This is a genomic window from Burkholderia sp. PvR073, assembly GCF_054055695.1.
In genome coordinates, this window is the sequence record NZ_JBSRXO010000015.1 from 1 (window position 1) to 26161 (window position 26161).

Genomic DNA, 26161 nt, shown 5'->3' on the forward strand with positions numbered 1-26161 from the left:
TGCGGATCGAAAGACAGCACGACGCGGCCGAAAGGTATCGCGGGACTGCGAATGAGAGAGTGGGCCTGCGATGGCTGTGGTGTCGTGCATGATCGTGATATCAACGCTGCGCTGAACATTCTCCGATGCGGACGTGCATCGCCAGGTGTGGGAATCACCGGCTTTTAGGCGGGTGAGGACGTCAAATCGTCGGATCTATGTCGCGCTGCGCAGCCGGTGCCACGTCGTTGGCGACGACGACCGTCAGGCGGGATCGCCGAGTTCGTCGGGAAGTTGAGCGGCTGAACGCGCTCAGCCGCGTCGGCCGCGCGCGCTCGCGCGCTTCCCCGTGCCCGCCGGCGGCTCCCCCGCGCTCATCCGGTCCAGCTGCCGGACGATCTCCGCGCGCAGCTCGGCCGAAATCTCCACGCTGTCGAGCAGCTCCGAGATCCACAGCCCGTCGGCGGCCAGCCGGCAGATCATCAGCGTCGCCGCCTGCTCGAGCGGCACCGGGTCCGGTCGCGTCCACTCGCGCATCGGCACCGACCAGCGCGCGCGCGTCTCCTGCTCTGTGATCATCGACGCGACCAGCACGCGCAGCACGTCGGTGCTCGCGGCCGGTTGCGCGGTGTCGAGCACCGCATGCAGATACGCACGCGCCGCCGCGCCGTCGCCGTGCGAATCCGCCGCCCGGCGCGCGGCCATCTGCGTCGCGAAGCGTTCGGTCGCCTGCCCGAACAGCGCATCGAGCAGGCCCTGCTTGTTCGCGAAGTGATACTGCAGCGCGCCTTTCGTCACGCCCGCGCGCTCGGCGACCGCGTCGAGCGTCAGCGCGGCCACGCCGTGACCAGTCGCGATTTCCGACGCGGCTTCCAGCAGCTGCGCGCGCACCTGCTCCGGCGCTTTTTTCCGCCGCACGCCGGCGACGGGCGTGGGCTCGGGCGCGTCCCGTGCGTCGGCCGGTCCAGCCGTGTCGACAAGCGCGGCGGTAGCGCGCGAAGCAGGTTCGAGGCGTTTTTTCATGGGGGCGATGGTAGCACCCGCGGTCTCGATATAAACATTCCGGCCGGATGGTATGATCCGCCGCATGAACAAACCCGCCCCCTCCCCCTGGTCCGCGCTCGACACCGCGATCGCCCGTGGACGCGACGCGCTGATGCGCCTTCAGCAGCCCGACGGCAGCTGGTGTTTCGAACTCGAATCCGACGCGACGATCACCGCGGAATACATCCTGATGATGCATTTCATGGACAAGATCGACGACGCGCGCCAGGAGAAGATGGCGCGCTACCTGCGCGCGATCCAGCGGCTCGACACGCACGGCGGGTGGGACCTGTACGTCGACGGCGACCCGGACGTGTCGTGCAGCGTGAAGGCGTACTTCGCGCTGAAGGCCGCCGGCGACAGCGAGCAGGCGCCGCACATGGTCCGCGCGCGCGACGCGATCCTCAAGCTCGGCGGCGCGGCACGCTCGAACGTGTTCACGCGCATCCTGCTCGCGACGTTCGGCCAGGTGCCGTGGCGCGCGGCGCCGTTCATGCCGATCGAATTCGTGCTGTTCCCGAAGTGGGTGCCGATCTCGATGTACAAGGTCGCGTACTGGGCCCGCACGACGATGGTGCCGCTGCTCGTGCTGTGCTCGCTGAAAGCACGTGCGCGCAACCCGCGCAACATCGCGATTCCCGAGCTGTTCGTCACGCCGCCCGACCAGGAGCGCCAGTACTTCCCGCCCGCGCGCGGAATGCGCCGCGCGTTCCTCGCGCTCGACCGCGTGGTGCGCCATGTCGAGCCGTTGCTGCCGAAACGCCTGCGGCAGCGCGCGATCCGGCATGCGCAAGCGTGGTGCGCGGAACGCATGAACGGCGAAGACGGCCTCGGCGGGATCTTTCCGCCGATCGTGTACAGCTACCAGATGATGGACGTGCTCGGCTACCCGGACGATCATCCGCTGCGCCGCGACTGCGAGAACGCGCTGGAGAAGCTGCTGGTCACGCGGCCCGACGGCAGCATGTACTGCCAGCCGTGCCTGTCGCCGGTGTGGGACACCGCGTGGAGCACGATGGCGCTCGAGCAGGCGCGCGGCGTGGCCGTGCCGGAAGCCGGCGTGCCCGCGAGCGCACTGGACGAACTCGACGCACGCATCGCGCGCGCGTACGACTGGCTGGCCGAGCGCCAGGTGAACGACCTGCGCGGCGACTGGATCGAGAACGCGCCCGCCGATACGCAACCGGGCGGCTGGGCGTTCCAGTACGCGAACCCGTACTACCCCGACATCGACGACAGCGCGGTCGTCACCGCGATGCTCGACCGCCGCGGCCTCACGCATCGCAATGCGGACGGCTCGCATCCGTATGCGGCGCGCGTCGCGCGCGCGCTCGACTGGATGCGCGGGCTGCAATCGCGCAACGGCGGCTTCGCGGCCTTCGACGCCGACTGCGACCGCCTGTACCTGAACGCGATTCCGTTCGCCGATCACGGCGCGCTGCTCGATCCGCCGACCGAGGACGTGTCGGGCCGCGTGCTGCTGTGCTTCGGCGTCACGAAGCGCGCGGACGACCGCGCGTCGCTCGCGCGCGCGATCGACTATGTGAAGCGCACGCAGCAGCCCGACGGCAGCTGGTGGGGCCGCTGGGGCACGAACTACGTGTACGGCACGTGGAGCGTGCTGGCCGGGCTCGCGCTCGCGGGCGAGGACCCGTCGCAGCCGTACATCGCCCGCGCGCTCGCATGGCTGCGCGCACGTCAGCACGCGGACGGCGGCTGGGGCGAGACGAACGACAGCTACATCGACCCGGCGCTCGCCGGCACCAATGCCGGCGAAAGCACGTCGAACTGCACCGCGTGGGCGCTGCTCGCGCAGATGGCGTTCGGCGACGGCGAATCGGAATCGGTCAAGCGCGGCATCGCGTATCTGCAATCCGTGCAGCAGGACGACGGCTTCTGGTGGCACCGGTCGCACAACGCGCCGGGCTTTCCGCGCATCTTCTACCTGAAGTATCACGGCTATACCGCGTACTTCCCGCTGTGGGCGCTCGCGCGCTATCGGCGGCTGGCCGGCGGCGCGTCGTCGGCCGGCGCGCACGCCGTGCCCGCGTCCACGGCGGCGGACGCCGCGCTCGCCTGAGCGCGGGCGCGGGCACGCCGCAGGTTACGGCTTGCCGTCGAGCGACTCGACGATCCGGTACGCGGCCTTCACGCGATCCTCGATCGGAAAATTGCGGTTCGCAAGCATCACGATCGCGATCCGCTTCGCCGGGACGAACGCGACATAGGTGCTGAAGCCGTTGGTCGAGCCGGTCTTGTTGATCCACGTGTCCGGGCGCGGCGCGAGCGGCGGCTTGAGTTCGGTCGCGAGCGTCGCGTCGTGGAGCATCGGCGGCCCGTTGCCTTCGAGCAGCGTCGGCAGCGTGACCGGATACGGATACTGTTCCCAGATCAGGTCCTGCGTGAACGGCCCCGCGCGGAAATAGCCGGTGTGCGTGCGCTCGAGCGCGCGCTGCAGACGGGGCGCCGTTTCGACGAGCCCCATGTTCGCCTGCACGAAGCGCAGCAGGTCGGCCGCCGTGGTCCGGACGCCGTACGCCGGCTGCCACAGCATGCCGCCCGTCATCCGGATCGGCTTGCCGTCCTGCGTATAGCCCTGCGCATAGTCGCCCTGGCGCGCGGCGGGCACGTTGATGTAGGTATGCGTCATCCCGAGCGCGGGGAACAGCCGCCGTTCCATCAACGCCGCGAAGTCGCGGTTCATCGCCTTCGCGGTGAGTTGCCCGAGCATCCCGATCGCGACGTTCGAGTACGTGCGGCGCGTGCCCGGCGCGTACGCGGGCCGCCACGCATCGAGATAGCGCATCAGGTCCGCGTCGTCGCGGATGCTGTCGGGCACCTGCAGCGGCATCCCGCCCGGCGTGTGCGTACCGAGCTCGAGCAGCGTCACGCCGCCGAACGGCTTGCCCTGCAGCGCGGGCAGATACTTGGCCGCAGGATCCGATAGCGACAGCTCGCCGCCCTCCTGCGCGTCGGACGCGAGCGTCGCGGTCAGCGTCTTGCTGACGGAGCCGATCTCGAACAGCGTGTCGCCGGTCACCGGCTTGCCGGTTTGCGTCGAGATCACGCCATAGTCGAACACGTAGGGCTTGCCGTCGGCGACGATACCGATCGCCATGCCGGGAATGGCGAACTGCTTCATCAGCGGCGCGACGTTGCGGGTCACGGTGTCGTGAATCTCGTCGGGCGTGGCGGCGGCCGCGGGGCCGGCCGTGACGGCGGCACACGCGGCGACGAACAGGGTCGCGGCGATGCGTATCGCGTTGAATCGCATGGTTGCGGTTCCTTCGATTTTCTGATGGTTGTGTGGACAACAGGTCCGGCCGCGCCGCGCGGAGACTGCGGCAGCCGGCCGGTCGAAGCAGGACTATCCGCCACCGGCCGCCGTCCAACAATCGATGATATTTTGCGCGAGCCTAAAGAAAATCTTATGCAACGCATGCACCGGCCATGCCGATGTCAATCCGGCAACCGGTCGAGAAAGGCCAGCATCGCGGCATTGAAGCGCGCCGGCCGCTGCAGCGGCGCGAAGTGGCTCACGCCGGGCAGGATCGTCAGCGTCGCGCCCGGAATCGTGCGCGCGAGATAGGCCGCATGTTCGGGGCGGATGAACTCGTCGTGCTCGCCCTGCACGATCGCGACCGGCACCGCGATCGCCGCGAGGTCGGCCGCGCTGTAATCCGGTTGCGTGCGCATCATTTCGCTGACGGCCGCGACGAACGCGTCGAACTGGTCGGGCGTCGCGGACAGTCGCGCGTAGTCCTTGCGGTGCCGCGCGAAGCAGCGGTCGATCAGCGGGCTCGGCACCATCTCCTTCGTGCCGCCCGGATCCATGTTGCACGCGAAGAAGAACACGCCCGCCGCGCGCTGCGGCGCGCGGGCGGCCAGCACGAGCGACACGCACGCGCCGTCGCTCCAGCCGACGAAGCGCGCGCGCCCGATGTGCAGCGCGTCGAGTACCGCGAGCACGTCGGAGGCCATGCGTTCGTACGAATAGGGGCGATCGTCGCGCGTGCTGCGGCCGTGGCCGCGGCTGTCGATCACGATCGCGCGGTAGCCGGACGCGAGCAGCGCCGGCACCTGGTTGCCCCAGTTGCCGCCGTGGCCGAGGCCGCCGTGCAGCAGCACGACCGGCGGGCCGTGGCCGAACGACGCGTGCCAGATACGCGCGCCGTCGTGATCCAGCCATCCTTCGGCATCGGCCGCAGGCAGCGGCGTGCCGCCTTGCGCGTCGAAGCGGACGAGGTCGTCGTCGGCGAATTCCGCAGTCATCGTTCTGCCGTCCTTTCGAGGGAGACGAGCTTGCGATTGTAATGCGCGGAGTGGCGTGCCGCGACGCGTCGGCGTGCTGTGCTGGGCTGTGCGGCGCCGTGCCGTCAGGCCTGAGTCGATACGAGCCCGCCGGACGTCGAGCCGCCCGACTTCTGGATGGCCTGCGCGAGCTGCGCGATCGCCGTCGACAGCGCACCCGAGATCGTGCTCGCTTCCGCGCTCAGCGTCTGCTGCTCGACCGCCGCGGCCGGGTCATCCTTCGCGCGCTGTGCCACGGCCGCCATTTGCTGCTGCAGTTGCGCGAGTTGTTTCTGCAAGCGCTCGATGAGCTGCTTCAGCTGCGTGACCGCGGGATCGTCGGCCGAGGATCCCGACGCGCCAAGCGTCTCGCCCGCGCCGCCGGACGGCGCGGCGCCGCTCGCCGACGTCTTCGTTGTGCCGCCGGTCGGCGACGACGCAGCCGCCGTGGCCGTGGCCGCGGCGCCCGTGCCGGACGGGTTGGCGGCTGCGTTGCTGGTGGCTAGCGGGGTCTGCGCGGCGGAAGAGAGATCGATCTGCATCGTGTCGGTCCGTAATGAGTATGTGCGACTCGGGTCGGTTGAACAGGGAATCCTTGCAACCGGTTTACGGTATTCGTCGGACAAAACTTTAGTCCCGCCCTCGACGCGGCCGCGCAGCCGGTGCCGCTCGCCATGTCGTGGGCAGGCTGCCGACGGTCGCGAAGGGGCCAGAATGACCGGCCGTCCACGCTGGTAAAATCGCGGACTGGCTTGCCTCTGCAGCACACCGGCTGCTTTCGGCAAGACTTGCGGGCTACCCCCGCACCGGCGCCCGCTCGATCGGGCGCGACACGCGACGCCGTCCGGCGCCGTCGCTGCGCGAGCGCCGCGCCCGAAGCGACACGACGACGTGACGGCTTCGGCGCGCCCCCCCTTCATCACGCATTTCGAGGAAATTACGATGGCCCGCATCGGCGCCTTCTGCCTGACCACGTGGCTCGCGGCCGCGATTCTGTATTTCGGCCAGCATTCGGTCGCGATGATTGCGCTCAGCGGCGTGGTCGTGTTCGGCGGGTTCGATTTGCTGCGTCCGTAGCAGAGCGCCGGTTCATCGCAGGCGCGGCCGGCCCGGCACGAGCGCCGACGCCGCTCCCCGCACACTCTCATCGCACGCCAGCCTGCCCCATCCGCATCACCGACGGCGAACCGCGGCCGGCTCACCCACGCCGCAAGTCAGCGCGGCAACGTCCGCAACGATGACGGCCCGCCCGACAGCGCGATGCGCTTGCCCGTATCGCGCAGCTGGCCGCCTTCCACCGCATACAGCGCGAGCTGTCGCTCGACGTTGAACTGCACGATCACGTGCCGGCTGTCGGCGGTAAATACGATGCCCTGCGCGGCTTCGCCGCCCGGCACTTCACTCGTCTGCACCGCGCGGCCGTTGCGGATCTCGAACAGCACGACCTTGCCGAGCTTGTGGCGGCCCGGGTTGTCGGGCGTGAGGTTCGAGCCGTCCATCGCCTGCACGGCGATCCACTTGCCGTTCGGCGAGATCGCGACGCCTTCCGGCAGCGATGGCACGTTCAGGTACTGAACCGTGCGGAACGGCGTGCGCGACACGTCGATCAGCGCGACCGAATCGGCATCGCCCGCGAGCGTGCCCGTATAGCCCGGCAGCCCCGCGAGCCCGACGTTGCTGACGACGGCCCAGTGATTGTCGCTCGACACGTCGATCGTGTAAGGCGCGACGCCCGTGCTCAGCCGCGTGCCGCTGTCGGTCACCTTGCCGTCGTCGACGTTCAGCACCGCGACGCCCTGCTCGTCGCGCAGCGACACGAGTGCATGCTTGCCGTCGTGCGTGAAGCTGATCCCGGCGAGCCGCTTCTTGCCGATCTTCAGGTTGCCGTCGAGCGTCACCTGCGTGCCGTCGATCCGCAGGATCGACACGCTGCCGTCGACGTTCGCTACGAGCGCGAGGCGACCCGACCGGTCGATCGCGATCCCCTGCGGGTGCGCGCCGAGGTCGATGCGCGTGATCGCCGCTGGCGACGCATCAAGATTCACGACCTGCAGGAACGTGTCGTACACGAGCTGCTTCGCGCCCGGGTCGTAACGCGTCGGCGCGCCGACCAGCGCGAGTTTCGCGTCGGGCGTGATCGCGACGGCCTGCGGCGGCCCCTGGATGCCGTTCTCGACGTCGACCTGAAGCGCGACCTTCGGCGGGAACACGCTCGCGTCGAGCAGCGTCAGCGTGTCGGCGGGCGGCGATGCGAGAAAGGTGTCGCGCCCTTCGACGCGCTGGTACTTGCCGTCGTTGCCGGACACGATCCAGTCGGCCGCGTGCGCGGCGACGGCGGTGGTGGCAAGCGTCAGCGCGGCGAGCAGACGGGCGCGACGAAGGCGAAAAGGATTCGAATGCATGACGGACGGTTCTCCGGATCGGTTGCGGACGCAAGGAATCGCACGACCCCGCTGCTCGACGGGTCGATGCCATCGCATCATGCACTAAAGCGCGCGAAATCGGCGTTTTGCGCCAGCCGCGGACAATCCGCCCAAGCACGGATGCGTTCTGCATCGATCGCGACCGATCGCACTGCCCACACCGCGCATCCGACGCACGCTCGGCTCACGCATCCGGCGGCAGCAGTTCGAAACGCAACCCGGCATGCCGCTCGAGACGTTCAACGAAGCGCGCATCGAACATCGTCGCGGGCGTCCAGAAACCGCCGCCGCGCCCGGTCTTCGCACCGTCGCGGGTGCAATCGAGCGCGAGGCTGAGCGCCGCCTGTCCGAGCATCTTGCCGGTCGAGCCGTAACCGGGATCGCGATCGCCGGTGACTTTCACGCGCAGCGTCCGCCCGTCGTCGGCACGCCCGAAGAAGCGCAGATCGTAGCGGCCGGCCAGCTGCGCCGCGACGCTCGGCCCCTCGCCGGGCTTCGGCAGCAGGAAGCGCTCCATCAGGCCGCGCACCGGCGGGATGAGCACGCCCGCCATGAACGCGCCGAGGCCGGCCACCATCGTCAGCGCGGCGAGGCGGCCCTTCAGGCCCGTGCCCGTGATGACCGCCTCGTCATAGGCGAACCGACTGCCGTATGCGTCGTCCGCGAGCGCGTTCGAGCGATGCACGACGCGCTCGTTCACGGCCGCCATCACGAACGGCGCGATCCACGTGCCGCCGTCGCGGTCGAATTCCGCCGACCGGACCGCGTGCTGCCGCACCGTGAAGCGATGTTCCGCCGGGCACAGCGCATACGGATCGAGCAGTGCGCGGCGCAACGCAGGATCGGCCGCGGCTTCGCGCACGACGTTGATCACGCTTGCGACCGTTCCGCCCGACGCACCGCCCTTCAGCGTCTTCACGCGCATCTTCACCTGCGTGGCCGGCACGCCCCACTGCCGCCGTGCGTGCTGCTGCAGGAACAGCACGCCGATATCCGACGGCACCGAATCGAAACCGCAGCAATGCACGATGCGCGCGCCCGATTGCCGGGCTGCCGGCTCGTACCGTTCGATCATTCGCTTGATCCACTGCGTCTCGCCGGTGAGATCGCAGTAGTCCGTGCCGGTTTGCGCGCAGATCCGGACCAGCGGTTCGCCATACAGCGCGTATGGACCAACGGTCGACACGACGACGCGCGTGCGCGCGCACAACGCCTGCAATTGCGTGTCGTCGGCCGCATCGGCGACGATGATCGGCAGCGTCTGCCAAGCGGCGCCGAGTGCATCCCTGACGTGCCGGAGCTTCGCTTCGGAGCGGCCGGCGATCGCCCAGCGCAGCGTTTCGCCGCTGCCCGACAGGTATTCGGACAAGTAGCGCGTCAGGATCTGCCCGACGAAGCTGGTGGCGCCGAATACGACGAGATCGAGATCATGGGTCGGCTGGGTCATCGACGCTTCCTTTGAAAGGGGTGGGCTAACGGCAGCCGGGCTCATCGAACACCTTCAATGGCGTCGGCAGGTTCAGCACGAGCTGCGCATCCTTGACCACGTCGAATCGCACGATGGTGGACACGCCCAGCCCGTCGAGCAGCTGGCTCAGCGGGCCGCCGTGCCGCACCAGCTCCACGCCGCGCGGCAACACGCGCTGCGCGAACGATAGCGTATTGGTCTGCACCGAACTCTGGTGCCACACGCCGTCGACGAGATTGATCATGATATTCGTGCCCATGCGCGACTGGGAAGGCACGTCGGTCAGCGCCGGCGTCGGCGCGTTCAGCGTCAGGTCGGGCCGACCGTCCGGCCCGGCAATTCGCGCGCTGACGCGTGCGCCGATGCGCATGTCGATATCGGCAAGCCATTTGGGCAACTGATAGCCGTGCACGCCACGCACCCGCGCGATTTCCGTCGTGACGGGCAGCGCCAGCACGTGCGCGAAGAAGCTGCGGCGCCGCATCGCGTCAAGGAGTTCGAGCGCATGCGAGCCGCGCGCGCCCGGTCGGCGAATCACCACCGCGACGGACACCTCGTCATACGGATCGTTGTCGCAGACCGAATACGAAAAGAACGTCAGCGCGACCAGGCCGTAGCCGGGAACCGCCCGCAGCGGCTCGAGCGGCACCAGCAGCATGGTGCGCAGGCATTCGAGCGGCGCGAGAAACAGCAGCTGGATGCTGCTGGAGCGATAGTAGAAGTTCAGCGCCCAGGTCGGCGCCACGCGAGACGCGACCTGACGCTTCGGAATCCGACGGAAAAAATCGATGTTGTCCGCGCGGGATCGCGGGCCACCTCGTCGAGATCCGGATTCATCCGGAACCGGTCGTAGTACCCGCCTTCGGGCACGTCGACCGTGTGCGGCCCGAATTCGACCTGTGTAAAGCGCCTGTCCATGTGCGTTGCCTGTCGTCGAAGATGGGTCGTGGCAGGCAACCTTCGCGGCTTGCCGGTTCCTGCCGTCAACAGGCACTCTAAGATTCAACCCGACTTCAAGGTCAAGGCCCTGACTCGTGCATGGAGACACTATCGAAGCGGGCGCGCCTGCCGCATGAGCCGGTGGTCCCCGGCCATCGGCACATCTCGCGGAGCAATCGCACAAGGACGCATGCTTCAGGCCCAGTGCGACTTGAACTCCCGCGCATACTGCTCGAAACGAATGGGCGCCTTCCCGGTGATACGCCGCACCTCGTCAGTGATGTGCGCGGCATGACCGGCCTTGAATTCCTGCAGGAGGACCAGAAGCAGTTCCGTGTAGTCCGCCGACAGGCCCGCGTTCAGCAGCCCATCACGCATCTCGTCTTCGGCGATATCGGTATAGGCGATCGTGCGCCCCGTCACCTTCGAGAGAATCTCGGCCACCTGCGCATGGTCCAGTGCCTCGGCACCGGTCAGGTCGTGCGCCGTGTTCAAGAAGTCGTCGCTGCTCAGCAACCGCGCAGCCACCGCCGCGACATCGCGCGTGTCGATAAAGCTTCCCTTCGCGGTTCCCGCGGGCACGAAGATCTGGCCTTCGGTCTGGATGCCATGCAGCCAGTAGGTATGGAAGTTCTGCATGAACCAGTTCGGCCGGATTGCGTTCCAGGCCATACCCGAGCGCTCCAGATGCAATTCCGCCCGACGCAGCGGGATGTTGTCGTCGGCGTCGACACCGAGGGCCGAAAGAAGCAGCACCTTGCGTACGCCCGCTGACCTGGCTGCGTCGATGGCGGGAATCAGCAATTCGTCATGGTTGGCGAAACCGGGAGGCGGCGTCAGGAACAGTTGATCGGCACCCGCGAGCGCCTGCGTCAATCCCGCACCGGTCGCCAGATTGACCAGGATTTCGCCGGGCCGCGACGCTCGGCCGGTAGCACGGCGCACGTCCTGACCTTGGGCAGAGAGTTGAGACGACAGCGCGGAGCCAATTTGGCCGCTGGCGCCGATTACGAGCGTGGTGGTCATTGAAAACGCCTTGGAGACGGTTGGAGAGCCTGCAGTGTGCCCACGGGGAAAACGGACTAACATGCATGCAAGTCCAAAATTCATGTCCAAGCGTCTTCGAAATTTCTAAATGGACCTCCTTTCAGACATTCTTCATGTGGCCGGACTGCAGGGCCGCCTGCTCGACATGCACGCGCTTGCGCCCGGTGACGCGCTGCGATTTCCCTGCGAGCGTAGCTTCGGCCTGCATATCGTGACGCGTGGCCAAGCCTTCGTACACGCGCCCGAACTCGATGAGCCACTCGCACTACAGGCGGGGGATATGGCGCTCATGGCGCGCGGCAGCGTTCACCTGCTCTCGGTCGATCGTGAGCCGCCCGCATGCAGTAGTGCCATACCCGTCGTGGACTTCGTAGGCGCCGAGCGCAGACCCGTGCCTGCGCCCGGTAGCACGCTGGTCATCTCTGCCGCCTATCAACTCTGGCACGCGCCACTGCATCCATTCCTGCGAAGCCTGTCGCCATGGTTCGTCATCCGCGGCAACACACTGCAGCAACCTTCGGCACTACCACTGACCCTCGGTTTGCTCGATCGCGAACTCGGCGATCAGGCGCTGGGCGCAACCTCGGCCACGCATGGCCTGCTGGATGCACTGTTCGTCTTCGCGCTGCGCGAGATCGCTGAGCGAGCGAACCCGTCGGGCGCGCCAGGCTGGCAACACGCGATTGCCGACCGGTCCATCCGCCAGGCACTCACGCTCATGCACGGCAACCTCAGCCATGGCTGGACGCTGGAAGAACTCGCCCAACAAACCGGCCTGTCGCGCTCGGCTCTGGCCGAACGCTTCCGCAATGCACTGGGCGACACTCCGCTCAACCATTTGCGTACCCTGCGCATGCAAAAGGCCATGCAGTTGCTCTCCGACACCCAACAGTCACTGGAGCAAGTTGCGCAGGCCGTGGGTTATCAGGATGCGTTCGGTTTTTCTAAAGTGTTCAAGCGATCCACCGGTCAATCGCCGAGCCAATTTCGCAAGCAGGACGCGTTGGAGAAACTGACCTCCGAGCGTTTCCAGCCGGACTGAGCGCTCGAGCGGAGGCATAGGCCCCGATCCCCTCGCGCGCTCGACGCTCTGCTCTATCCGCGTATGACCGGGCCCGCGAAGATGATCGGGAATCTCGGAAGCCGGGTCGCATAACGATGACCGTGCGCCCCCGACCGCCGCCCATCGTCATTCGAGTTCGACGCCCTTGAGCTCGGGGATCAGGAACAGCGTCGCGACCATGTCGAGCACGTAGAGGCCGGCGAGCAGCGCGATCGCCGTCTGGAACGAGTAGCGCGCGGCCAGCGCGCCGACCGCCACCGGCCCGAAGCCGCCGACCGCGCGGCCGATATTCCACAGCACGTTCTGCGCGGTCGCGCGCGCGGCGGTCGGATAGCCCTCCGACATCAGCGTCCCGTAGCCGCCGACCATCCCGTTGACGAACATCCCCATCAGCGCGCCGGCCCACAGCATCGCCGTCGGGTCCGACAGCCGCGCATACGCGACGACCGTCACGACCGAGCCGAGCTGGTACAGCAGAAACGTCGGCCTGCGGCCGAACCGATCGGCGAGTTGCCCGAACGTCCAGACGCCGATCATCATCCCGACGACGGTCGCCGCCGTCCACAACCCCGACTTCGTCAGCGAAAAGCCCATCTGTTTCGACAGGAAGGTCGGCAGCCAGATCATGATCCCGTAGTAGCCGAAGTTCTGGACCGAGCACAGGATCACGATGCCGAGACTCGTGCGCGCGGTGCGGGCGTCGGCGACGAGCATCCGGAACGCATTGGCGCGCGGCTGCGTCGCGCGCTGCACGAAGACTTCCGGCTCGTGCAGCCGGTTGCGCAGCACCCACGCGAGCAGCGCGGGCAGCACGCCAACCACGAACATCCCGCGCCAGCCGATATGGAGCAGCAGCAGCGGCGTCAGCAGCGCGGCCAGCAGCACGCCGGCCTGCCAGCCGAGCGCGACGTAGCACGACACGCGCGCCCGCTTGCTCGCCGGCCACGCTTCGGCCGCGAGCGCCATGCCGATCCCGAACTCGCCGCCGAGGCCGATGCCCGCGACGGTCCGGTAGACGAGCAGATCGTGGAAGCCTTGCGCGAACGCGCACAGGCCGGTGAAGACCGCGAACAGCATGATCGTCCAGGTCAGCACCCGCACGCGGCCGTAGCGGTCGCTCAGGGCACCGAACAGAATGCCGCCCGCGACGGCGCCGATCAGCGTCCACGTGACGAGCGCGCCGCCCTGCCCGGGCGTGAGCTGCAACGCCGCCGTGATCGCGGGCAGCATGAAGCCGAGGATCAGCAGGTCGAAGCCGTCCATCGCGTAGCCGATCGCCGAGCCGGCCAGCGCCTTCCACGCGTACGACCCGACCTGCTCCGCGCGCGGCGCCGCCGGATCGCCGAGCGCCGAAGATTTCATGTTTGCCGCCATGGTGTCCTGCCGGAAATGTCCGGGCGACATTCTAAAGCCTGTTCCCGGGCAGGACGTGCCGGCGAACGTGCGCACGCAGAAAGCGCCGCGCGCGCCCGCTTCCGGGTGCGGAAACGGGCGGCGGCGGTAATGAATTTGAAAGATGTCGAAGCCGGAGATCCCGCAATCAGGCGGGACACCGAAGAAAGGGATGAAGCGGGTGTGGCGCGGCCGGCGTCGCCGCCGGCGCGGGTCGAACGGCACCTTGGCGGTGCCGGTGCGGCATCAGCCCTGATCGTCCCCAGGCCACCAGGTTCTGGCCTCGCGGTCGACGAGCAGCGTGTCGAGATCCTTGCCTTCGAGCCATTTGGGTCGCGGGCCGCGGCCCGACCATGAGCGGCCGGTCGTCGGATCGTAATACTTGGCAGGCGCCTTGCGTTTGCGCTGGACGATGTAGCCGAGGGCGCTCAGCACTTCCTGCTGCGTGATGCCCAACAACTCGACCTGCTCCTTGAATGCCGCGAGTGCGGCTTGCTTCTCCTTCTGCTTGGCGTCCGACAACTTGATGTTCAGGTCCCGAAGTTGTGCTTCGAGTTCCTGCAGGGCCTGGGTCATGTATTCATCCTCTTTGGGTATGTTTTTATTCAAAAAACCTCCGATGGCCGAACCTATCACGAAGTTCCGCCAATCTGTGTTGCGATGTGTGAATTCGCCCGGACCTGCAAGGCTTTCGCAGTATGCCGCAGGCAACGCGATCGTCGAAAGCCGCATGGCATCGGCACGCAACACGGGGCGCGTCGCGTTCGAACGCGCGGCGCGCCGTCGGTGGCGACCTCCTCGCCACCGGGCGCCGTACCCTTGCACGGGCGCGGCATGGCGCGAATGATAGCAGTGCACATCCCTCGTGTTTGCGGACTTTTGCGGGCCGGCGCACCCCGGGCTTCGCCGGCCCGCGCGCGTCGACGCCGGCGCGGCGATTTACGCGCCGGAACTGCACCCGCCCCACGCGATCCGTGCGAACAGCGCATGCAGCTTCGCGCCGCGCGCGGCGTTCAGCGCGCGTGCATGGGCGACGCGTCCGGCCAGGTATGCGCGGAAATCCGGGTGCGCGGCACGATTCTGCGATGCCGGTCCGTGGCGGATGCAGTTGGTCAGGATGGCCTTCAGGACATCGAACTCGTCGCGCGCGAGATTCGGATGACGATTGACGACCACACCGGCCAGTTGCTGCCGCACGCCGCGCCGCATCACGCGCGTCTTGCGCAGTTGCAGCGCGAAACCTTCCTCGAGCGCGATCGCGGCGACCCGCGCCTGCAGCCGCTCGGCCTCGCGCGCCAGGGCGCCGCCGCCCGAGAACGCGAGATCGTCCGCATAGCGCGTGTAGGTCGCGTCGAGTGAACGCGCGAGCGCGGCGAGCCGCATGTCGAGGCGGAACGCGCACAGGTTCGCCAGCGCCGGCGAGGTCGGCGCGCCCTGCGGCAGGTGGCGGTTGCGGTAGCGCTGGCGGCCGGTCCAATCGAACCGGTCGCGCAGGTCGGGCTCGAGCAGCCGCGCCGACGGCACGCGGTTGGTGCACAGCGCGGTGAGCGTGCGCGCGACTTCCGCCGGATAGCCGAGCGTCATGAACAACGCATGAACCCGCGCCGCGCGCACCGACACGAAGAAATCCGCGAGATCGAAACGGACGACGACGTCGCGATCCGCATGCGGCGCCGCGAACGACACGATCCCGCGTCCCTTGCGAAAGCCATGCGTCGCGTCGTGCGGCGGGATGCGATCGAGCAGCCCGTGCAGGATGCGGCGCTGCGCTTCACGCAACCGGCCCTTCGGGATCTCGATCAGGCGGCAGCCGCCGCGACGCTTGTCGTAGCCGGCATACGTGTAGTGATGCAGCGGCGAGTCGCTGCCGCGCGCGTCGATGCGCCAGCGCTCGGACAGCCAGTCGAGCTCGGGCGCGCTCACGCCGAGCCAGCGTGCCAGGTCGCCGCACGTCGGCCATTGCGGCACGTCGGCGCCGGCGAGCCGCGCCGGCAATGGCCGCTGCACCGGCGGCCGGCGCACGATGCGCATCACGACCGGCCGATCACGGCCGTACCACGCGATCATGAACGCGGACGTATCGGCCAGCGCGCTGGCGAGCAGATCGGTATCGACGTCGGCCCAGTGCGTGCCGAAGTGCGCGATCGCGTGATCCACGAGCTCATGCGACCACGACGGTGCGGCGCCGAGCACGGTCGCAATGCGCTCGAGCACGCCGCCACGTTCGGGCGGGCCGGCCAGCATCGCTTCGGCAATCATGCGGGCTGCATCGAACCGGGATGCGTGCATGGCAAGGAATGGGCGGGACGATGAGTCAACGTGACAGGTGCTGCGAGAGCCGTCGTTGCGCAACGCGCAACCTGCGCTCTTGCGACGCATCGGGGTGTCAATCTCATCCACGGGGTAGCCCCGTGGTCCTGGAACATCGGCTGCCTGTTCCGGGGGTGTGCTTGACCCACCGCCCCGCGACGCGACTTTAATGGCCGCGCGCGCGGGGTGTCAAATGGCGGGTCGCGCGGCGTTCATGCCTGCCGCACGAAAAACTCGCCCAACGATATCGGCGGCACGCCGACGCCGGCGATGTCGTTCAGCATCGTCGCTCAGGTCGCATGCGCGATCGAGTCCGATACGAAGACGTGTCCGCATGGGCCCGCTCTTGCTCCGCGGGTTGTTCGAATGCGTCAGCGCATCGGCGAGCCTGACGCGCCGTACTTACGGCAGCGGCGGCGCGTCGCGCAACACGGTTTGCAGCCCGGTCGCGAACGGTGTCGCATGCTCGATCCCGAGCGCGCGCACACGCGCCGCATCCAGATGGCAATCGTACGGACGCGGCGTCGCATCGGCCGGCGTGTCGATCCGCGCGAGCGCTGCGTCGATGCCGAGCGCGGCCGCGATCCGCTGCGCGATGTCGTACTTCGTCATCGGTTCCTCGCCCGACCAATGCCGGATGCCGGTGACGGGCGAACCCGCGAGATGGCGCAGCGTCAGGTCGCGGATGACCGCCGCGACGTCGGGCGTGTAGGTCGGATAGCGGATCGCCCATGCGTCCATGCCGACCGGGTCCGCGCCCGGTCGTGCGGACGCGACGATCGCCGGCACGAGGCTCGTGACGGCCGACTCGCGCCAGTCGACGATCGGACCGTAGAGCAACGGCAGGCGCAGCACGCAGGCAAGCGGCGACGCGGCGAGCAACGCGGCCTCGCCTTCCAGCTTGGTGCGGCCGTAGATGTTCAGCGGGTTCGGCGCGGCGTCTTCGCGGTACGGCGCGGCCTTGCCATCGAACACGTAGTCGGTGGAAATGCCGAGCGTCCACGCGCCGTAGCGCGCGGCGAGTGCGCCGATGCGGGCCGGCGCGTCGACGTTGATCGCGCGTGCGGCCGCGGGGTCGCGTTCGCAGACGTCCGGGCGCCGCTCGGCGGCGCAGATGATCACGGCGGCCGGTCGCCGGGTGTCGAACAGGTGTTCGAGCGCCGGCTGATCGAGGAGGTCGAGTCGCGCGATATTTTCCGGCGGCAACGCGAGGCGGCGTGCGCCCGCGGTGTCCGGGTTCCGGATGGTGGCAACCTGCGTCAGCGACGATTCGCGGGACAGCGAAGCGGCAACCGCACGGCCGAGCAGGCCGGACGCGCCGATGAGAAGGATGGTCGGGTGCGACACGGTAGCCAACGACGAAAGGGGATGAGGGGCCCCAATCTATACGAGAACCGGCACCGATGTCGATTTCGGTCGCACGTCGACGACGTGCGCGTGATGAAAACGAGGCCCGGTGCGCGATTGCGCGCACCGGGCCCGTCGTGCGGCACGAAGTCTCGCGCCCGCTTACTTCCGGTCGAACGAATACCGCCCCGGCCCGGTGACCGCGAGCAACAGCAGCCCGCCGATGATGCTGATGTTCTTGTAGAAGTTGATCATCGCGAGGTACTGGTCCATGCCCTGCAGTGCCCAGTAGCGATGCCCGATCAACGCGGTCGCGAGCGTATAGACCGCGAACACCAGCGCGAGCGGACGCGTGTAGAACCCGACCGCGATCAGCGCGCCGCCGACCAGCTCGACCGCCACCGCGATCACCGCCGACAGCTCGGGCGACGGCGCCCCCGTCGACGCCATGTACGCGACCGTGCCCGAGAAGCCGTTCAGCTTCTGCCAGCCGAACAGCACGAACAGGATCATCATCAGCACGCGACCCGCCAGCAGCAGCTCGTCCTTCTTCGAATCCAGCGAAACGTAACGCATAGCAATCACCTTGAATGGATGGTTTGACGCATTCGGTGCCGACGTCCGCCGCAACGGCGAACCCAAAGATCGACAACGAACCCTCCTCGCACGATCGAACCGCGGGCCGGTCGGCCCGCTGCCGAAGAATCCGTCCGGTCGTGCCGTCCTGGCACGCTGCGGATCGGTTCTGGCGAAGCACGGGTGCAGTCTACTGTCTCACCGAAAATCATCAATCCTTCTAAACAAGATTAATTGTCTCGCTTGAGTGGACAATTGTCACGTAACAAACGCGTCACATGCGGCCGAGGGGGCATGGCAAATCTGCTGCGCGGCACCTACTGGAGAAGTTTCGGAAGGAAGCGCTCGGCGCTGCGCTGCTCGCCGTCTATGGCGTATGGCAGGCCGAAGGTAAAGTGCGGCATCTGATTGCTAGCAAGCTCGTCGACCGGACCGAACTCCTCGGGGCGCTGCCGACAACTGCACGGGAGTTTTGCTGAAAAGACACGGCCCGTGGCAGGTCGGCGTCCTCTACAGGTGCCGGTCCACGTCCATGCGTTGATGCAATTCCCGAATCACGTCAAGGCTGTCGGCCGTTTCCCGATAGAACACCACGTGGGAACCGACCATGTAGCGCCAATAGCCGTTGCCCGCACGACTCGGTCGCCCTCTCCACTCGCGCCGCGCGAGACGCTCGAACGCCGAGGCGAGCTCGCCCACATAGTGCTCGGCCTGCTCAAGCGACCAGCGTTCGAAGGTGTAGGTCCAGATGTCCTCGAGATCGGCCTCGGCCAGCGGCGTCAGCCGCACCAGACGCGCCTCAATCGGCATGCTTTTTCCGCATCCGCTCCAAGAACGCCTGGCTGTCAAAGGCAGTCGGCTCGCCCGAGGCCTCGCCGGCCTTCAAGGCCTCCTGCAGGGCCCGCAACTCGGTTTCCTGCGTTTCGAGCAGGCGCAGCCCCGCCCGCACCACGTCGCTGGCCGAGCCATAGCGACCGGACGCGACCTGCGTGTCGACAAACTGCGTCAGGTGGTCTCCCAGCGAGATTGAAGTGTTCCGTGCCATCGTGCACCCCCTCATGATGGCACCATCATATACCAAATTTTGGTATCGCCCATTGGTCCCGCGGCATCGACGGATCTGCCATGAGGCGTTATCGGATGCAGCATTTCTGGCCTCCTGAGTGCCAGCCGGCGTCGACCATGAAAAACCCGGCGGAAGCCGGGTTGTGAGATACGTGACCGTAGGTGGTACGGGCTATTTCGCAGAACCGCTCAGCCACGCTAGCACTACGGTGCTGGCCGCTCGCCGGTCGGCTCCGCGCGCCGCGATCTGTGTCACTCCGGCAGCGTGGGCGAGCGGCAGTCAGGCGGTCCGATCGCCCTCAGGCGGGCGGCCACGGCGAAAGCACGCTGTCCCAGTACTCGAACGTCAGTTTGCCGGCGACTTCGTCACCGACGTAATCCAACGTATAAGCGGTGGCCAGGCTCAGCACGCCTTGGTCGGTGCCGTTGTCGTCGACCACCCAGGTCCTGGCCTTATCCAGCGTAACAATCGATACCTGGGTGCCCTGGCCGAGCGCGGTCTTGGTAAACGAGAAGCGCGCGTGATTGAGGGTATTGTCATCCGGCGGCTCAACCGCTGAATATGGGATCAATTTCGTCGGATCGTCCAGGCTTTGCATGATCCAGTTGCCCTCCACATCGCTAAATACCCCCATCGTCGGATTCATGGTGAACATGCAGAACGCATCCGGTGTGTCTTTGCACGCCACGTAACAATCTCGACCGTAGAAGCTAGTAACCAGCGATATCCACTTTTTGTTGTACACCGACCTGAACGCAATGCCTTGCAGGGACGATCCCATGCTTGCCACTCCTCGTAATGATCAGTGATCGGCAACACGCTCCGCCGCGGATGTGGGCTCTTTTCCAACGCGAGCGCGGAGAAGACTCGGCCCTCGATTGCCGAACCCTCAATATAGATGATTCGGCGCGAATTCATATGACGAAAACCGCGTCTTCAGCTCTTGGTTCCGTTAATGCGCAAGGCCGTGTCCCACGTGGTAGCCCACGATGTCGATCCACGCACCACACCGGCCCAGGTTCGGCACTCGCGCCAGCGTCGCGAAAACTATCCAATGGCGCGCACCTCCGGAATCATCGCTGCCTGACCGCAGTGATTCCCGGCCGGATCGGTGAGTTGCCACACCGTTGCGTGATCGATCCAGAAGCGTGTGCCCGACTTCGTGATGCGTATCCCGCGATATCCCGACACGAAGCCGTCTCGCGCCACTTGCTCGAGAAACGACTGGCGTTCGCTTCGCTCCATCGGCTCCGCGGAGAACCGTGAAGGCAGTGCCGTCAGTTCATCCCAGTCATATCCGAAAATGGCCTGCGCGCGCCTGTTGCCGTAGACGAACACGGGGTCCACCGCTACATCGTGCGCGAGAATCCCGAAAGGCGCTTCCTCGTACAGCCATCTCGCGGCTTCGGACGTGCTCATCCCGGCGGGAACGAGGGACTTGTCGAGCAGTCGCTGGTAGCTGTCCGCAAGGACGCGGAAGAAGTGAACGTCGATGGGCGATGACATTGCAGAAAGCTCCGGAGAAGGATGTCGAACGACAATGGTATGACGATTCCAGGCGCACCATCATATTGCTCGCGACCCGCCGCCGTCGTCCGATCAGGATGCCCTCTGCCGGTGCCGGCGACATGTTGCGCGGGACAAATTCAATTGCCACTCGGAAAAACCGAACGGGCAAGAAAAGCCATAAAAAGCTCGATTTACCAACAGTCAGCCAACACGTGTATCGGCCCGCCGGCCCGCCGAATCACATCAGGTCGATCGGCAGCGTCTTGTCGAGCTTGTCATGCCACGCGCGAATGGTCTTCGGCACCGTCTTTTTCCACGCCGGCACGTTCGAGTAGTAGCGCATCCGCACGTTGTCATGCGCATCGAACACGAGCAGCCCGATCCACAGATCGGTGCCCCGTTGCATCACGATCGCGGCGTTCGTCGTCGCGATGCCGCGCACCCAGTACGACGTCGCGCTGGCGTTCAGACCGTCGAGATCCTTCTCGTCCCCGCTGACGTTGATCATGTCAACGAGCGTCTGATAGTCGGCGCCGAGCAGCTTGTGCGCGACCGCGTTCTGCCGCGCGTCGGTCAGCACCTTCAGGGTCACGAGATCCGCCGGCGCACTCGCCTGCGCCTTCGATGCCGTCACGTAGTCGCCCGAATACGTGACGCCCGAACCGGCGCCGCAATCGACATCGCTGCCCTGCTGCGCGACCTGCATGCGTCCACCCTTGCGGCTGAAATCGAGCCGGCATCGATCCTGGCGAAACGTGCCGCGGTCGCCGTGCAGGTCGATATCGCCGCCGAGTCCGCCAGTATTCGCACCGTTGTTGCCGCTCAGTTCGAAGTGCAGGCGCGGCGCCGTGCCGGTGAACGTCAGCACGCCGCCGAACGACGGGTTGTCGCTGCCGCGATACCACGTCTGCTGCCACCGGTCGGCTGCAAGCGGCGCGCCGTTCAGGCTCGCGAGCCGCTCGCGATAGCGATCGCCGACGCACAACACGTCGGTGCCGCAGCGGTCGCGCTGCTTCAGCCATTGCAGCTGGGCCGCTTTCAGCGCGGCCGTATCGCCGCCTTTCGCAAGCGCCTTCTTCCACGCCGCGGCCAGCTGACCGTCGAGCGACGACAGCGCGGGATGCGCGCAGATCGCCTTCTCAGTCGGCGAAGCGGCCTTCGCGCAGTCGAAGCCGGCCGCGCGCGCGGCCATCGGCACTATCGTCAGTACTGCCAATATCATCGCGGATCGCAGGTTCGCGCGCCGCGCATGCCGGCCGTGCAGCACGGTTTGCCCTCGCTCGCCGGCGCGAGCATTCGATCGGTTTTTCATTGTCATTGGACTCGTCGTGGATCGCAGTGAGTAGAAGCTACGTGCTCGACGCGATGTGAGGTAAAAACGCCCGGCCCGGCATGCACTACGGACCGTTGGCCCCGTCGAAGCCTAACGCGAATGCGCGCCGCCGATCAATCGCCCCCCCCTGCCCTCTACCTCCGCATACCCAGCCGCTCCGCCAGAAATCCGATGAACGTGCGCAGCGTGACGAACCCTTCCCGATGCTGCGGAAACACCGCGTTCAGCGTGATCGGCGACGGCGCATACGCGTCGAGCACCGGCACGAGCGCGCCGCTGTCGAGCGCCGCGCCGACGATGAAATGCGGCAGCAGCGCGATGCCGAGCCCCGCGATCGCCGCGTCGCGCACGACTTCGCCGTTGTTCGCGACGAGCGGCCCCTGCACGTCGAACGTGCGCGCCGCCCCGTCGATCCGGAATTCCCAGCCGACACGCCGCTCGCGGCCGTACAGCAGGCACGTGTGCCCGGCGAGATCGGCCGGCGTTTCGGGCGTGCCCTGCCGCTTCAGGTAAGCGGGGCTCGCGCACGCGATCATCTTCCACGCACCGAGCGGGCGCGCGATCAGCGTCGAATCCTCGAGCGCGCCGATCCGCAGCACGAGGTCGAAGCCCTCGCCGATGAGATCGACGCGCCGGTCGGTCAGGTCGAGGTTCAGCCGCACGGCCGGATGCGCGGCCAGGAATTCGGCGATCAGCGGCGACACGTGCGTGATCCCGAACGACAGCGGCGCGCTGATCTTCAGCGAGCCATGCAGTTCGGTGCTGCGCACCGACATCGCCTGCTCGGCGTCCGCGACCTCGGCGAGGATCCGCTGCGCGCGCGCATAGAACTCCTGCCCCGATTCCGTGACCGCGAGATTGCGCGTGTTGCGATGCAGGAGCCGCACGCCGAGCGACGCCTCCAGCGCCATCGTGCGCCGGCTCACGAACTGCTTGGACAGCATCAGTTGGTCGGCCGCCGCCGTGAAGCTGCCCGCATCGACGGTCGACACGAAGATCCTGAGGTCGTTGAGTTCCATATTGTCCACCTGAAAGTGACAGTCATTATCTCCACAACCATTTATTTGTCAAATCGATTGACCTAAGATTCATCTCAACGAACGGCCGGGCCCACTTTCGAGGTCCGGCGACATCCAGGACAAAATCATGATCGAGACTCGTGCAGCAAACCAACGTGGCCAAGCCGAGCATGGCTGGCTCAGTTCCCGTCACACGTTTTCGTTCGCGAACTACTACGATCCGAAGCAAGTCGGCTTCTCCGACCTGCTGGTGATCAACGACGACCGCGTCGCACCGGGCCGCGGCTTCGGCACGCACCCGCACCGCGACATGGAAATCCTGTCGTACGTGCTCGACGGTGCGCTGGAGCACAAGGATTCGATGGGCACCGGGTCGGTGATCGTGCCGGGCGACGTCCAGTTGATGAGCGCGGGTACCGGCGTGCGTCACAGCGAGTTCAACCACTCGCACGAAACGCCCGTCCACTTCCTGCAGATCTGGGTCGGACCGTCCGAGAAGGGCGCCGAGCCGCGCTATCAGCAGACGAATGTCGCGGAGGCCGACAAGCGCGGCAGGCTCACGCCGATCGTGTCGCCCGACGGTAACGGCGGTTCGCTGAAGATCCGCCAGGACACGCGGATCTACGCGGGCCTGTTCGACGGCGACGAGCGCGCCACGCTCGAACTGGCACCGGGCCGCTTCGCCTACGTGCATGTCGCACGTGGCAGCGTGACGGTCAACGGGGTGACGCTCGGCGAAGGTGACGGCGCACGCATCCGCGACGAACAGGCGCTGACGTTCGCCGACGGCAAGGATGCCGAGGTGCTGGTATTCGACCTGCGCCCGGTCGAAGTGACGGCCGAGTGGGCGTGACGCCCGTTCGGAAAACCGGGCCCCGCTGACCGCGGGGCCTTACCTTATCAATCGGAGATTCGCATCATGGCCAAGGTACTCGTTCTTTACTACTCGTCCTACGGGCACGTCGAAACGATGGCGCAGCACATCGCGGAAGGCGCGAAATCGGTGCCCGGCGTCGAGGTCACGCTCAAGCGCGTGCCGGAAACCATCCCCGCCGACCAGGCAAAGGCCATCGGCGTGAAGGTCGACCAGGCCGCGCCCGTCGCCACCGTGGACGAGCTCCCGAACTACGATGCGATCATCTTCGGCACGCCGACCCGCTTCGGCAACATGGCCGGCCAGATGCGCACGTTCCTCGACCAGACCGGCGGCCTGTGGATGAAGGGCGCGCTCGTCGGCAAGATCGGCAGCGTGTTCGCGTCGACCGGCACGCAGCACGGCGGCCAGGAAACGACCATCACGTCGTTCCACACGACGCTGCTGCACCAGGGGATGGTGATCGTGGGCGTGCCCTACGCATGCAGCGGGCTCGTCAACATGAGCGAGATCACGGGCGGCACGCCGTACGGCGCGACCACGCTCGCGGGCGCGGACGGCAGCCGTCAGCCGAGCGCGAACGAGCTCGACATTGCGCGCTATCAGGGCAAGCACGTCGCGGAACTGGCCACGAAGCTCGCGTCGTAACGCGGATGCCGCCGGCCCCGGCACGCCCGGGACCGCGGCGCGTGCCGCCTGCGCGGGACGCACACGAACGAACGGCGCCAGTCGAACCGGCGCCGTTCGTCATTGCGCGAACGCCGGCCGTTACTGGCCCGATGCCGGCGCGGCAGGAGCGGGGGCGGGAGCCGGCGCCGCCTTCGTCGCGGGCGCCTTTTCCACCGCGTTCTGCGGGTAGTTGCTCTGGTCGTTGGTCAGCCGGTAGCCGCTGCCCGTGCCGATCGCGTTCAGGTCCTTCGCATGGCGCGCGCGGGCGGCCTTGCGGGCGGCCTTCTTCTGCGCCTTGTCGAGCTGCTTCTGCGTCGGCGCGGACGCCGGATCCTGCGCGTATGCCGCCGGCGCCGCGGTCAACAGCAGACCGAACGACGCCGTTACTGCCACTGCCACCGAAACCACGCGAAACTTCGTCATCGCCGGTTCTCCTTGTCGATTGTTGGATGTGGGTCGAACGCCGACACGCACGCGACGGGTGTCGGCGTGCGACGAGGGCGCCGATGCAACGTTAGCCGATCGCCGCACGAATGTCCGTGCCGGTTCCTGAATTCTCCTGATAACGGCAGCGATACGTGCGCGGCAGGCGCCCGGCCGGCCGGCGCGGCGCACGCGGCCATCAGGGAAACCGATAGCCTCGCGCGCGGCCGGCGCGCGCCGCCGCTCAGATCCAGCGCGACAGCACCGGCAGCAGGATCGGCACGACGAACGCGGTCAGCACGCCGTTCAGCCCCATCCCGAGCCCGGCGAACGCGCCGGCCTCCTCGCTGACCTGGAACGCGCGCGCGGTGCCGATCCCGTGCGACGCGACGCCGAGCGCGAAGCCGCGCACGGCCGGCTCCTCGATACGCAGCGCGTTCAGGATCCCGCGTGCGCACACGGCGCCGAAAATCCCGGTCGAGATCACCAGCACCGCGGTCAGCGACGGAATCCCGCCGATCGCCTGCGCGACGGCCATCGCGATCGGCGTGGTCGCGGATTTCGGCGCGAGCGACGCGATCGTCTGGTGCGACGCGCCGAACAGCGCGGCGATGCCGACCGCCGACACGATCGCGGTCAGCGAGCCCGCCAGCAGCCCGACGAGCAGCGGCACCGCGGCGCGCCGCAGCTTCGACCACTGGCGGTACAGCGGCAGCGCCAGCGCGACGGTCGCCGGGCCGAGCAGGAAGTGGACGAACTGCGCGCCCTCGAAATACGTCGGATACGGCGTGTGCGTGATCGTCAGCAGCACGACGATCAGCGCGACCGCGATCAGCACGGGGTTCGCGAGCGGGTTGAAGCGTGCGCGCGCATAGACGGCCTGTGCAATCAGGTAGGCGATCAGCGTGATCGTCAGGCCGAGCAGCGGGGTCGCGGCGAGGTAGACCCAGATCGCGCCGAGTTTCGGGAAGGCTGTCATGGCGTGCCCTCCGCCGCGCCGTGCCCGCGCCGCTGGCGGCGCAGCAACGCGCGCGTGACGAGCGCCGTCACGGCGATCGCGAGCGACGTGCTCACCGCCAGCGCGACGACGACCGCGAGCGCATCGCCGCGCACGCGGTCCGCCGACACCATGATGCCGACGCCGGCCGGCACGAACAGCAGCGACAGATGGCGCAGCAGCTCCAGCGCGGTCGGCTCGATCGCGTCGGCCACCCGCGGGCGCAGCATCACGAAGCCGAACAGCAGCAGCATGCCGATCACGGGGCCCGGCACCGGCAGGCCGAACAGATAGGACACGCCTTCCCCGAGACACTGGAAGGTCAGCAAGACCGCGAACGCCTGCAGCATGAACCGCTTCTCCCGAACGTGGCCGCGCTACCGCGCGGCCGAT

The 26161-nt window shown here is 67.3% G+C and carries 27 protein-coding genes and 1 pseudogene; 6 read left to right on the forward strand and 22 right to left on the reverse strand.

Annotated features, from left to right (window positions below; translation table 11 throughout):
- Positions 1-168, forward strand: a 168-nt coding sequence (locus tag ACVK00_RS30635; protein ID WP_456826975.1) for a zinc ribbon domain-containing protein, incomplete at its 5' end; no start/stop codon positions are given.
- Positions 169-291: 123 nt separating this feature from the next.
- Here ACVK00_RS30635 and ACVK00_RS30640 read toward each other — a convergent pair.
- On the reverse strand, positions 292-1002 hold the full coding sequence (locus tag ACVK00_RS30640) for a TetR/AcrR family transcriptional regulator (protein ID WP_284901236.1): 711 nt from the start codon (positions 1000-1002) through the stop codon (positions 292-294).
- A 52-nt stretch (positions 1003-1054) separates the two neighbouring features.
- On the opposite strand from ACVK00_RS30640, the gene shc reads away from it, so the two are divergent.
- The gene (shc, locus tag ACVK00_RS30645) at positions 1055-3103 is read left to right on the forward strand and encodes a squalene--hopene cyclase (RefSeq protein WP_284901234.1); all 2049 of its coding nucleotides are present in this window, start codon (positions 1055-1057) and stop codon (positions 3101-3103) included.
- 24 nt (positions 3104-3127) lie between these two features.
- Here the strand turns inward: shc and ampC are convergent, their stop codons facing one another.
- The 3 genes from ampC to ACVK00_RS30660 form a co-directional block, all read right to left on the reverse strand.
- Complete coding sequence (ampC, locus tag ACVK00_RS30650; RefSeq protein WP_284901232.1) at positions 3128-4297, reverse strand: class C beta-lactamase; 1170 nt, start codon at positions 4295-4297, stop codon at positions 3128-3130.
- 185 nt (positions 4298-4482) lie between these two features.
- A complete protein-coding gene (locus ACVK00_RS30655; RefSeq protein WP_284901231.1) occupies positions 4483-5295 on the reverse strand; it encodes an alpha/beta fold hydrolase in 813 nt (270 codons plus the stop codon).
- Positions 5296-5399: 104 nt separating this feature from the next.
- Positions 5400-5855: a hypothetical protein gene (locus tag ACVK00_RS30660; protein ID WP_284901229.1), complete on the reverse strand. Its 456-nt coding sequence runs from the start codon at positions 5853-5855 to the stop codon at positions 5400-5402.
- A 400-nt stretch (positions 5856-6255) separates the two neighbouring features.
- On the opposite strand from ACVK00_RS30660, the gene ACVK00_RS30665 reads away from it, so the two are divergent.
- Entirely contained in the window at positions 6256-6390 is a 135-nt protein-coding gene (locus tag ACVK00_RS30665; RefSeq protein WP_006750603.1) for a hypothetical protein, read from the forward strand.
- A 137-nt stretch (positions 6391-6527) separates the two neighbouring features.
- Here ACVK00_RS30665 and ACVK00_RS30670 read toward each other — a convergent pair whose 3' ends face one another.
- From ACVK00_RS30670 to ACVK00_RS30685, 4 genes and pseudogenes are all read right to left on the reverse strand, one after another.
- The gene (locus tag ACVK00_RS30670; RefSeq protein WP_284901224.1) at positions 6528-7715 is read right to left on the reverse strand and encodes a YncE family protein; all 1188 of its coding nucleotides are present in this window, start codon (positions 7713-7715) and stop codon (positions 6528-6530) included.
- Between the two features lie 205 nt (positions 7716-7920).
- Positions 7921-9183: a saccharopine dehydrogenase family protein gene (locus ACVK00_RS30675; protein WP_284901222.1), complete on the reverse strand. Its 1263-nt coding sequence runs from the start codon at positions 9181-9183 to the stop codon at positions 7921-7923.
- Positions 9184-9208: 25 nt separating this feature from the next.
- Positions 9209-10122 (reverse strand): annotated as a pseudogene (locus tag ACVK00_RS30680) (acetoacetate decarboxylase).
- Between the two features lie 216 nt (positions 10123-10338).
- Positions 10339-11169, reverse strand: coding sequence for an SDR family oxidoreductase (locus tag ACVK00_RS30685; protein WP_284901220.1), 831 nt, complete (start codon positions 11167-11169; stop codon positions 10339-10341).
- 109 nt (positions 11170-11278) lie between these two features.
- Between ACVK00_RS30685 and ACVK00_RS30690 the strand changes: the two genes are divergently transcribed.
- Positions 11279-12232, forward strand: a complete 954-nt coding sequence (locus ACVK00_RS30690; RefSeq protein WP_284901218.1) for an AraC family transcriptional regulator — start codon at positions 11279-11281, stop codon at positions 12230-12232.
- A 147-nt stretch (positions 12233-12379) separates the two neighbouring features.
- Here the strand turns inward: ACVK00_RS30690 and ACVK00_RS30695 are convergent, their stop codons facing one another.
- From ACVK00_RS30695 to ACVK00_RS30745, 11 genes are all read right to left on the reverse strand, one after another.
- On the reverse strand, positions 12380-13627 hold the full coding sequence (locus tag ACVK00_RS30695) for an MFS transporter (RefSeq protein WP_284901216.1): 1248 nt from the start codon (positions 13625-13627) through the stop codon (positions 12380-12382).
- A gap of 264 nt (positions 13628-13891) precedes the next feature.
- Complete coding sequence (locus ACVK00_RS30700) at positions 13892-14221, reverse strand: H-NS histone family protein (RefSeq protein WP_006750598.1); 330 nt, start codon at positions 14219-14221, stop codon at positions 13892-13894.
- A 363-nt stretch (positions 14222-14584) separates the two neighbouring features.
- Positions 14585-15934 (reverse strand): reverse transcriptase family protein, encoded by a 1350-nt coding sequence (locus ACVK00_RS30705; protein WP_284901214.1) that lies wholly within the window; start codon positions 15932-15934, stop codon positions 14585-14587.
- Between the two features lie 423 nt (positions 15935-16357).
- The gene (locus ACVK00_RS30710; RefSeq protein WP_284901212.1) at positions 16358-17302 is read right to left on the reverse strand and encodes a dTDP-4-dehydrorhamnose reductase family protein; all 945 of its coding nucleotides are present in this window, start codon (positions 17300-17302) and stop codon (positions 16358-16360) included.
- A 162-nt stretch (positions 17303-17464) separates the two neighbouring features.
- Positions 17465-17878, reverse strand: a complete 414-nt coding sequence (locus tag ACVK00_RS30715) for a DoxX family protein (protein WP_011660963.1) — start codon at positions 17876-17878, stop codon at positions 17465-17467.
- A 510-nt stretch (positions 17879-18388) separates the two neighbouring features.
- The gene (locus ACVK00_RS30720; RefSeq protein WP_284901210.1) at positions 18389-18688 is read right to left on the reverse strand and encodes a type II toxin-antitoxin system RelE/ParE family toxin; all 300 of its coding nucleotides are present in this window, start codon (positions 18686-18688) and stop codon (positions 18389-18391) included.
- A complete protein-coding gene (locus tag ACVK00_RS30725; RefSeq protein ID WP_175662181.1) occupies positions 18678-18923 on the reverse strand; it encodes a type II toxin-antitoxin system ParD family antitoxin in 246 nt (81 codons plus the stop codon). Before ACVK00_RS30725 ends, ACVK00_RS30720 begins: the two co-directional genes overlap by 11 nt.
- Positions 18924-19242: 319 nt before the next feature.
- Positions 19243-19725: a hypothetical protein gene (locus tag ACVK00_RS30730; protein WP_175676112.1), complete on the reverse strand. Its 483-nt coding sequence runs from the start codon at positions 19723-19725 to the stop codon at positions 19243-19245.
- Positions 19726-19991: 266 nt separating this feature from the next.
- A complete protein-coding gene (locus tag ACVK00_RS30735; RefSeq protein ID WP_284901207.1) occupies positions 19992-20450 on the reverse strand; it encodes an MEKHLA domain-containing protein in 459 nt (152 codons plus the stop codon).
- Between the two features lie 241 nt (positions 20451-20691).
- Positions 20692-21717 carry a lysozyme inhibitor LprI family protein gene (locus tag ACVK00_RS30740; RefSeq protein WP_284901243.1) on the reverse strand — a complete coding sequence of 342 codons (1026 nt, stop codon included), beginning with the start codon at positions 21715-21717 and terminating at the stop codon, positions 20692-20694.
- A gap of 203 nt (positions 21718-21920) precedes the next feature.
- On the reverse strand, positions 21921-22805 hold the full coding sequence (locus ACVK00_RS30745; RefSeq protein WP_284901205.1) for a LysR family transcriptional regulator: 885 nt from the start codon (positions 22803-22805) through the stop codon (positions 21921-21923).
- Positions 22806-22932: 127 nt separating this feature from the next.
- Between ACVK00_RS30745 and ACVK00_RS30750 the strand changes: the two genes are divergently transcribed.
- Positions 22933-23658 carry a pirin family protein gene (locus tag ACVK00_RS30750; protein ID WP_228910344.1) on the forward strand — a complete coding sequence of 242 codons (726 nt, stop codon included), beginning with the start codon at positions 22933-22935 and terminating at the stop codon, positions 23656-23658.
- A 66-nt stretch (positions 23659-23724) separates the two neighbouring features.
- Positions 23725-24327: an NAD(P)H:quinone oxidoreductase gene (gene wrbA / locus ACVK00_RS30755; protein ID WP_228910345.1), complete on the forward strand. Its 603-nt coding sequence runs from the start codon at positions 23725-23727 to the stop codon at positions 24325-24327.
- 120 nt (positions 24328-24447) lie between these two features.
- Here wrbA and ACVK00_RS30760 read toward each other — a convergent pair whose 3' ends face one another.
- The 3 genes from ACVK00_RS30760 to ACVK00_RS30770 form a co-directional block, all read right to left on the reverse strand.
- Complete coding sequence (locus ACVK00_RS30760; RefSeq protein ID WP_011660954.1) at positions 24448-24771, reverse strand: hypothetical protein; 324 nt, start codon at positions 24769-24771, stop codon at positions 24448-24450.
- Between the two features lie 244 nt (positions 24772-25015).
- The gene (locus tag ACVK00_RS30765; RefSeq protein ID WP_012372191.1) at positions 25016-25750 is read right to left on the reverse strand and encodes an LrgB family protein; all 735 of its coding nucleotides are present in this window, start codon (positions 25748-25750) and stop codon (positions 25016-25018) included.
- Positions 25747-26118 carry a CidA/LrgA family protein gene (locus ACVK00_RS30770; protein ID WP_212087122.1) on the reverse strand — a complete coding sequence of 124 codons (372 nt, stop codon included), beginning with the start codon at positions 26116-26118 and terminating at the stop codon, positions 25747-25749. Before ACVK00_RS30770 ends, ACVK00_RS30765 begins: the two co-directional genes overlap by 4 nt.
- Between the last annotated feature and the right edge of the window lie 43 nt (positions 26119-26161).

What these genes read in the sequence shown, in the direction of transcription:
- ACVK00_RS30640 (WP_284901236.1), bottom strand. Translation starts at nt 1,002, where the DNA reads ATGAAAAAACGCCTCGAACCTGCTTCGCGCGCTACCGCCGCGCTTGTC.
- shc (WP_284901234.1), top strand. Translation starts at nt 1,055, where the DNA reads ATGATCCGCCGCATGAACAAACCCGCCCCCTCCCCCTGGTCCGCGCTC.
- ampC (WP_284901232.1), bottom strand. Translation starts at nt 4,297, where the DNA reads ATGCGATTCAACGCGATACGCATCGCCGCGACCCTGTTCGTCGCCGCG.
- ACVK00_RS30655 (WP_284901231.1), bottom strand. Translation starts at nt 5,295, where the DNA reads ATGACTGCGGAATTCGCCGACGACGACCTCGTCCGCTTCGACGCGCAA.
- ACVK00_RS30660 (WP_284901229.1), bottom strand. Translation starts at nt 5,855, where the DNA reads ATGCAGATCGATCTCTCTTCCGCCGCGCAGACCCCGCTAGCCACCAGC.
- ACVK00_RS30665 (WP_006750603.1), top strand. Translation starts at nt 6,256, where the DNA reads ATGGCCCGCATCGGCGCCTTCTGCCTGACCACGTGGCTCGCGGCCGCG.
- ACVK00_RS30670 (WP_284901224.1), bottom strand. Translation starts at nt 7,715, where the DNA reads ATGCATTCGAATCCTTTTCGCCTTCGTCGCGCCCGTCTGCTCGCCGCG.
- ACVK00_RS30675 (WP_284901222.1), bottom strand. Translation starts at nt 9,183, where the DNA reads ATGACCCAGCCGACCCATGATCTCGATCTCGTCGTATTCGGCGCCACC.
- ACVK00_RS30685 (WP_284901220.1), bottom strand. Translation starts at nt 11,169, where the DNA reads ATGACCACCACGCTCGTAATCGGCGCCAGCGGCCAAATTGGCTCCGCG.
- ACVK00_RS30690 (WP_284901218.1), top strand. Translation starts at nt 11,279, where the DNA reads ATGGACCTCCTTTCAGACATTCTTCATGTGGCCGGACTGCAGGGCCGC.
- ACVK00_RS30695 (WP_284901216.1), bottom strand. Translation starts at nt 13,627, where the DNA reads ATGGCGGCAAACATGAAATCTTCGGCGCTCGGCGATCCGGCGGCGCCG.
- ACVK00_RS30700 (WP_006750598.1), bottom strand. Translation starts at nt 14,221, where the DNA reads ATGACCCAGGCCCTGCAGGAACTCGAAGCACAACTTCGGGACCTGAAC.
- ACVK00_RS30705 (WP_284901214.1), bottom strand. Translation starts at nt 15,934, where the DNA reads ATGCACGCATCCCGGTTCGATGCAGCCCGCATGATTGCCGAAGCGATG.
- ACVK00_RS30715 (WP_011660963.1), bottom strand. Translation starts at nt 17,878, where the DNA reads ATGCGTTACGTTTCGCTGGATTCGAAGAAGGACGAGCTGCTGCTGGCG.
- ACVK00_RS30720 (WP_284901210.1), bottom strand. Translation starts at nt 18,688, where the DNA reads ATGCCGATTGAGGCGCGTCTGGTGCGGCTGACGCCGCTGGCCGAGGCC.
- ACVK00_RS30725 (WP_175662181.1), bottom strand. Translation starts at nt 18,923, where the DNA reads ATGGCACGGAACACTTCAATCTCGCTGGGAGACCACCTGACGCAGTTT.
- ACVK00_RS30730 (WP_175676112.1), bottom strand. Translation starts at nt 19,725, where the DNA reads ATGGGATCGTCCCTGCAAGGCATTGCGTTCAGGTCGGTGTACAACAAA.
- ACVK00_RS30735 (WP_284901207.1), bottom strand. Translation starts at nt 20,450, where the DNA reads ATGTCATCGCCCATCGACGTTCACTTCTTCCGCGTCCTTGCGGACAGC.
- ACVK00_RS30745 (WP_284901205.1), bottom strand. Translation starts at nt 22,805, where the DNA reads ATGGAACTCAACGACCTCAGGATCTTCGTGTCGACCGTCGATGCGGGC.
- ACVK00_RS30750 (WP_228910344.1), top strand. Translation starts at nt 22,933, where the DNA reads ATGATCGAGACTCGTGCAGCAAACCAACGTGGCCAAGCCGAGCATGGC.
- wrbA (WP_228910345.1), top strand. Translation starts at nt 23,725, where the DNA reads ATGGCCAAGGTACTCGTTCTTTACTACTCGTCCTACGGGCACGTCGAA.
- ACVK00_RS30760 (WP_011660954.1), bottom strand. Translation starts at nt 24,771, where the DNA reads ATGACGAAGTTTCGCGTGGTTTCGGTGGCAGTGGCAGTAACGGCGTCG.
- ACVK00_RS30765 (WP_012372191.1), bottom strand. Translation starts at nt 25,750, where the DNA reads ATGACAGCCTTCCCGAAACTCGGCGCGATCTGGGTCTACCTCGCCGCG.
- ACVK00_RS30770 (WP_212087122.1), bottom strand. Translation starts at nt 26,118, where the DNA reads ATGCTGCAGGCGTTCGCGGTCTTGCTGACCTTCCAGTGTCTCGGGGAA.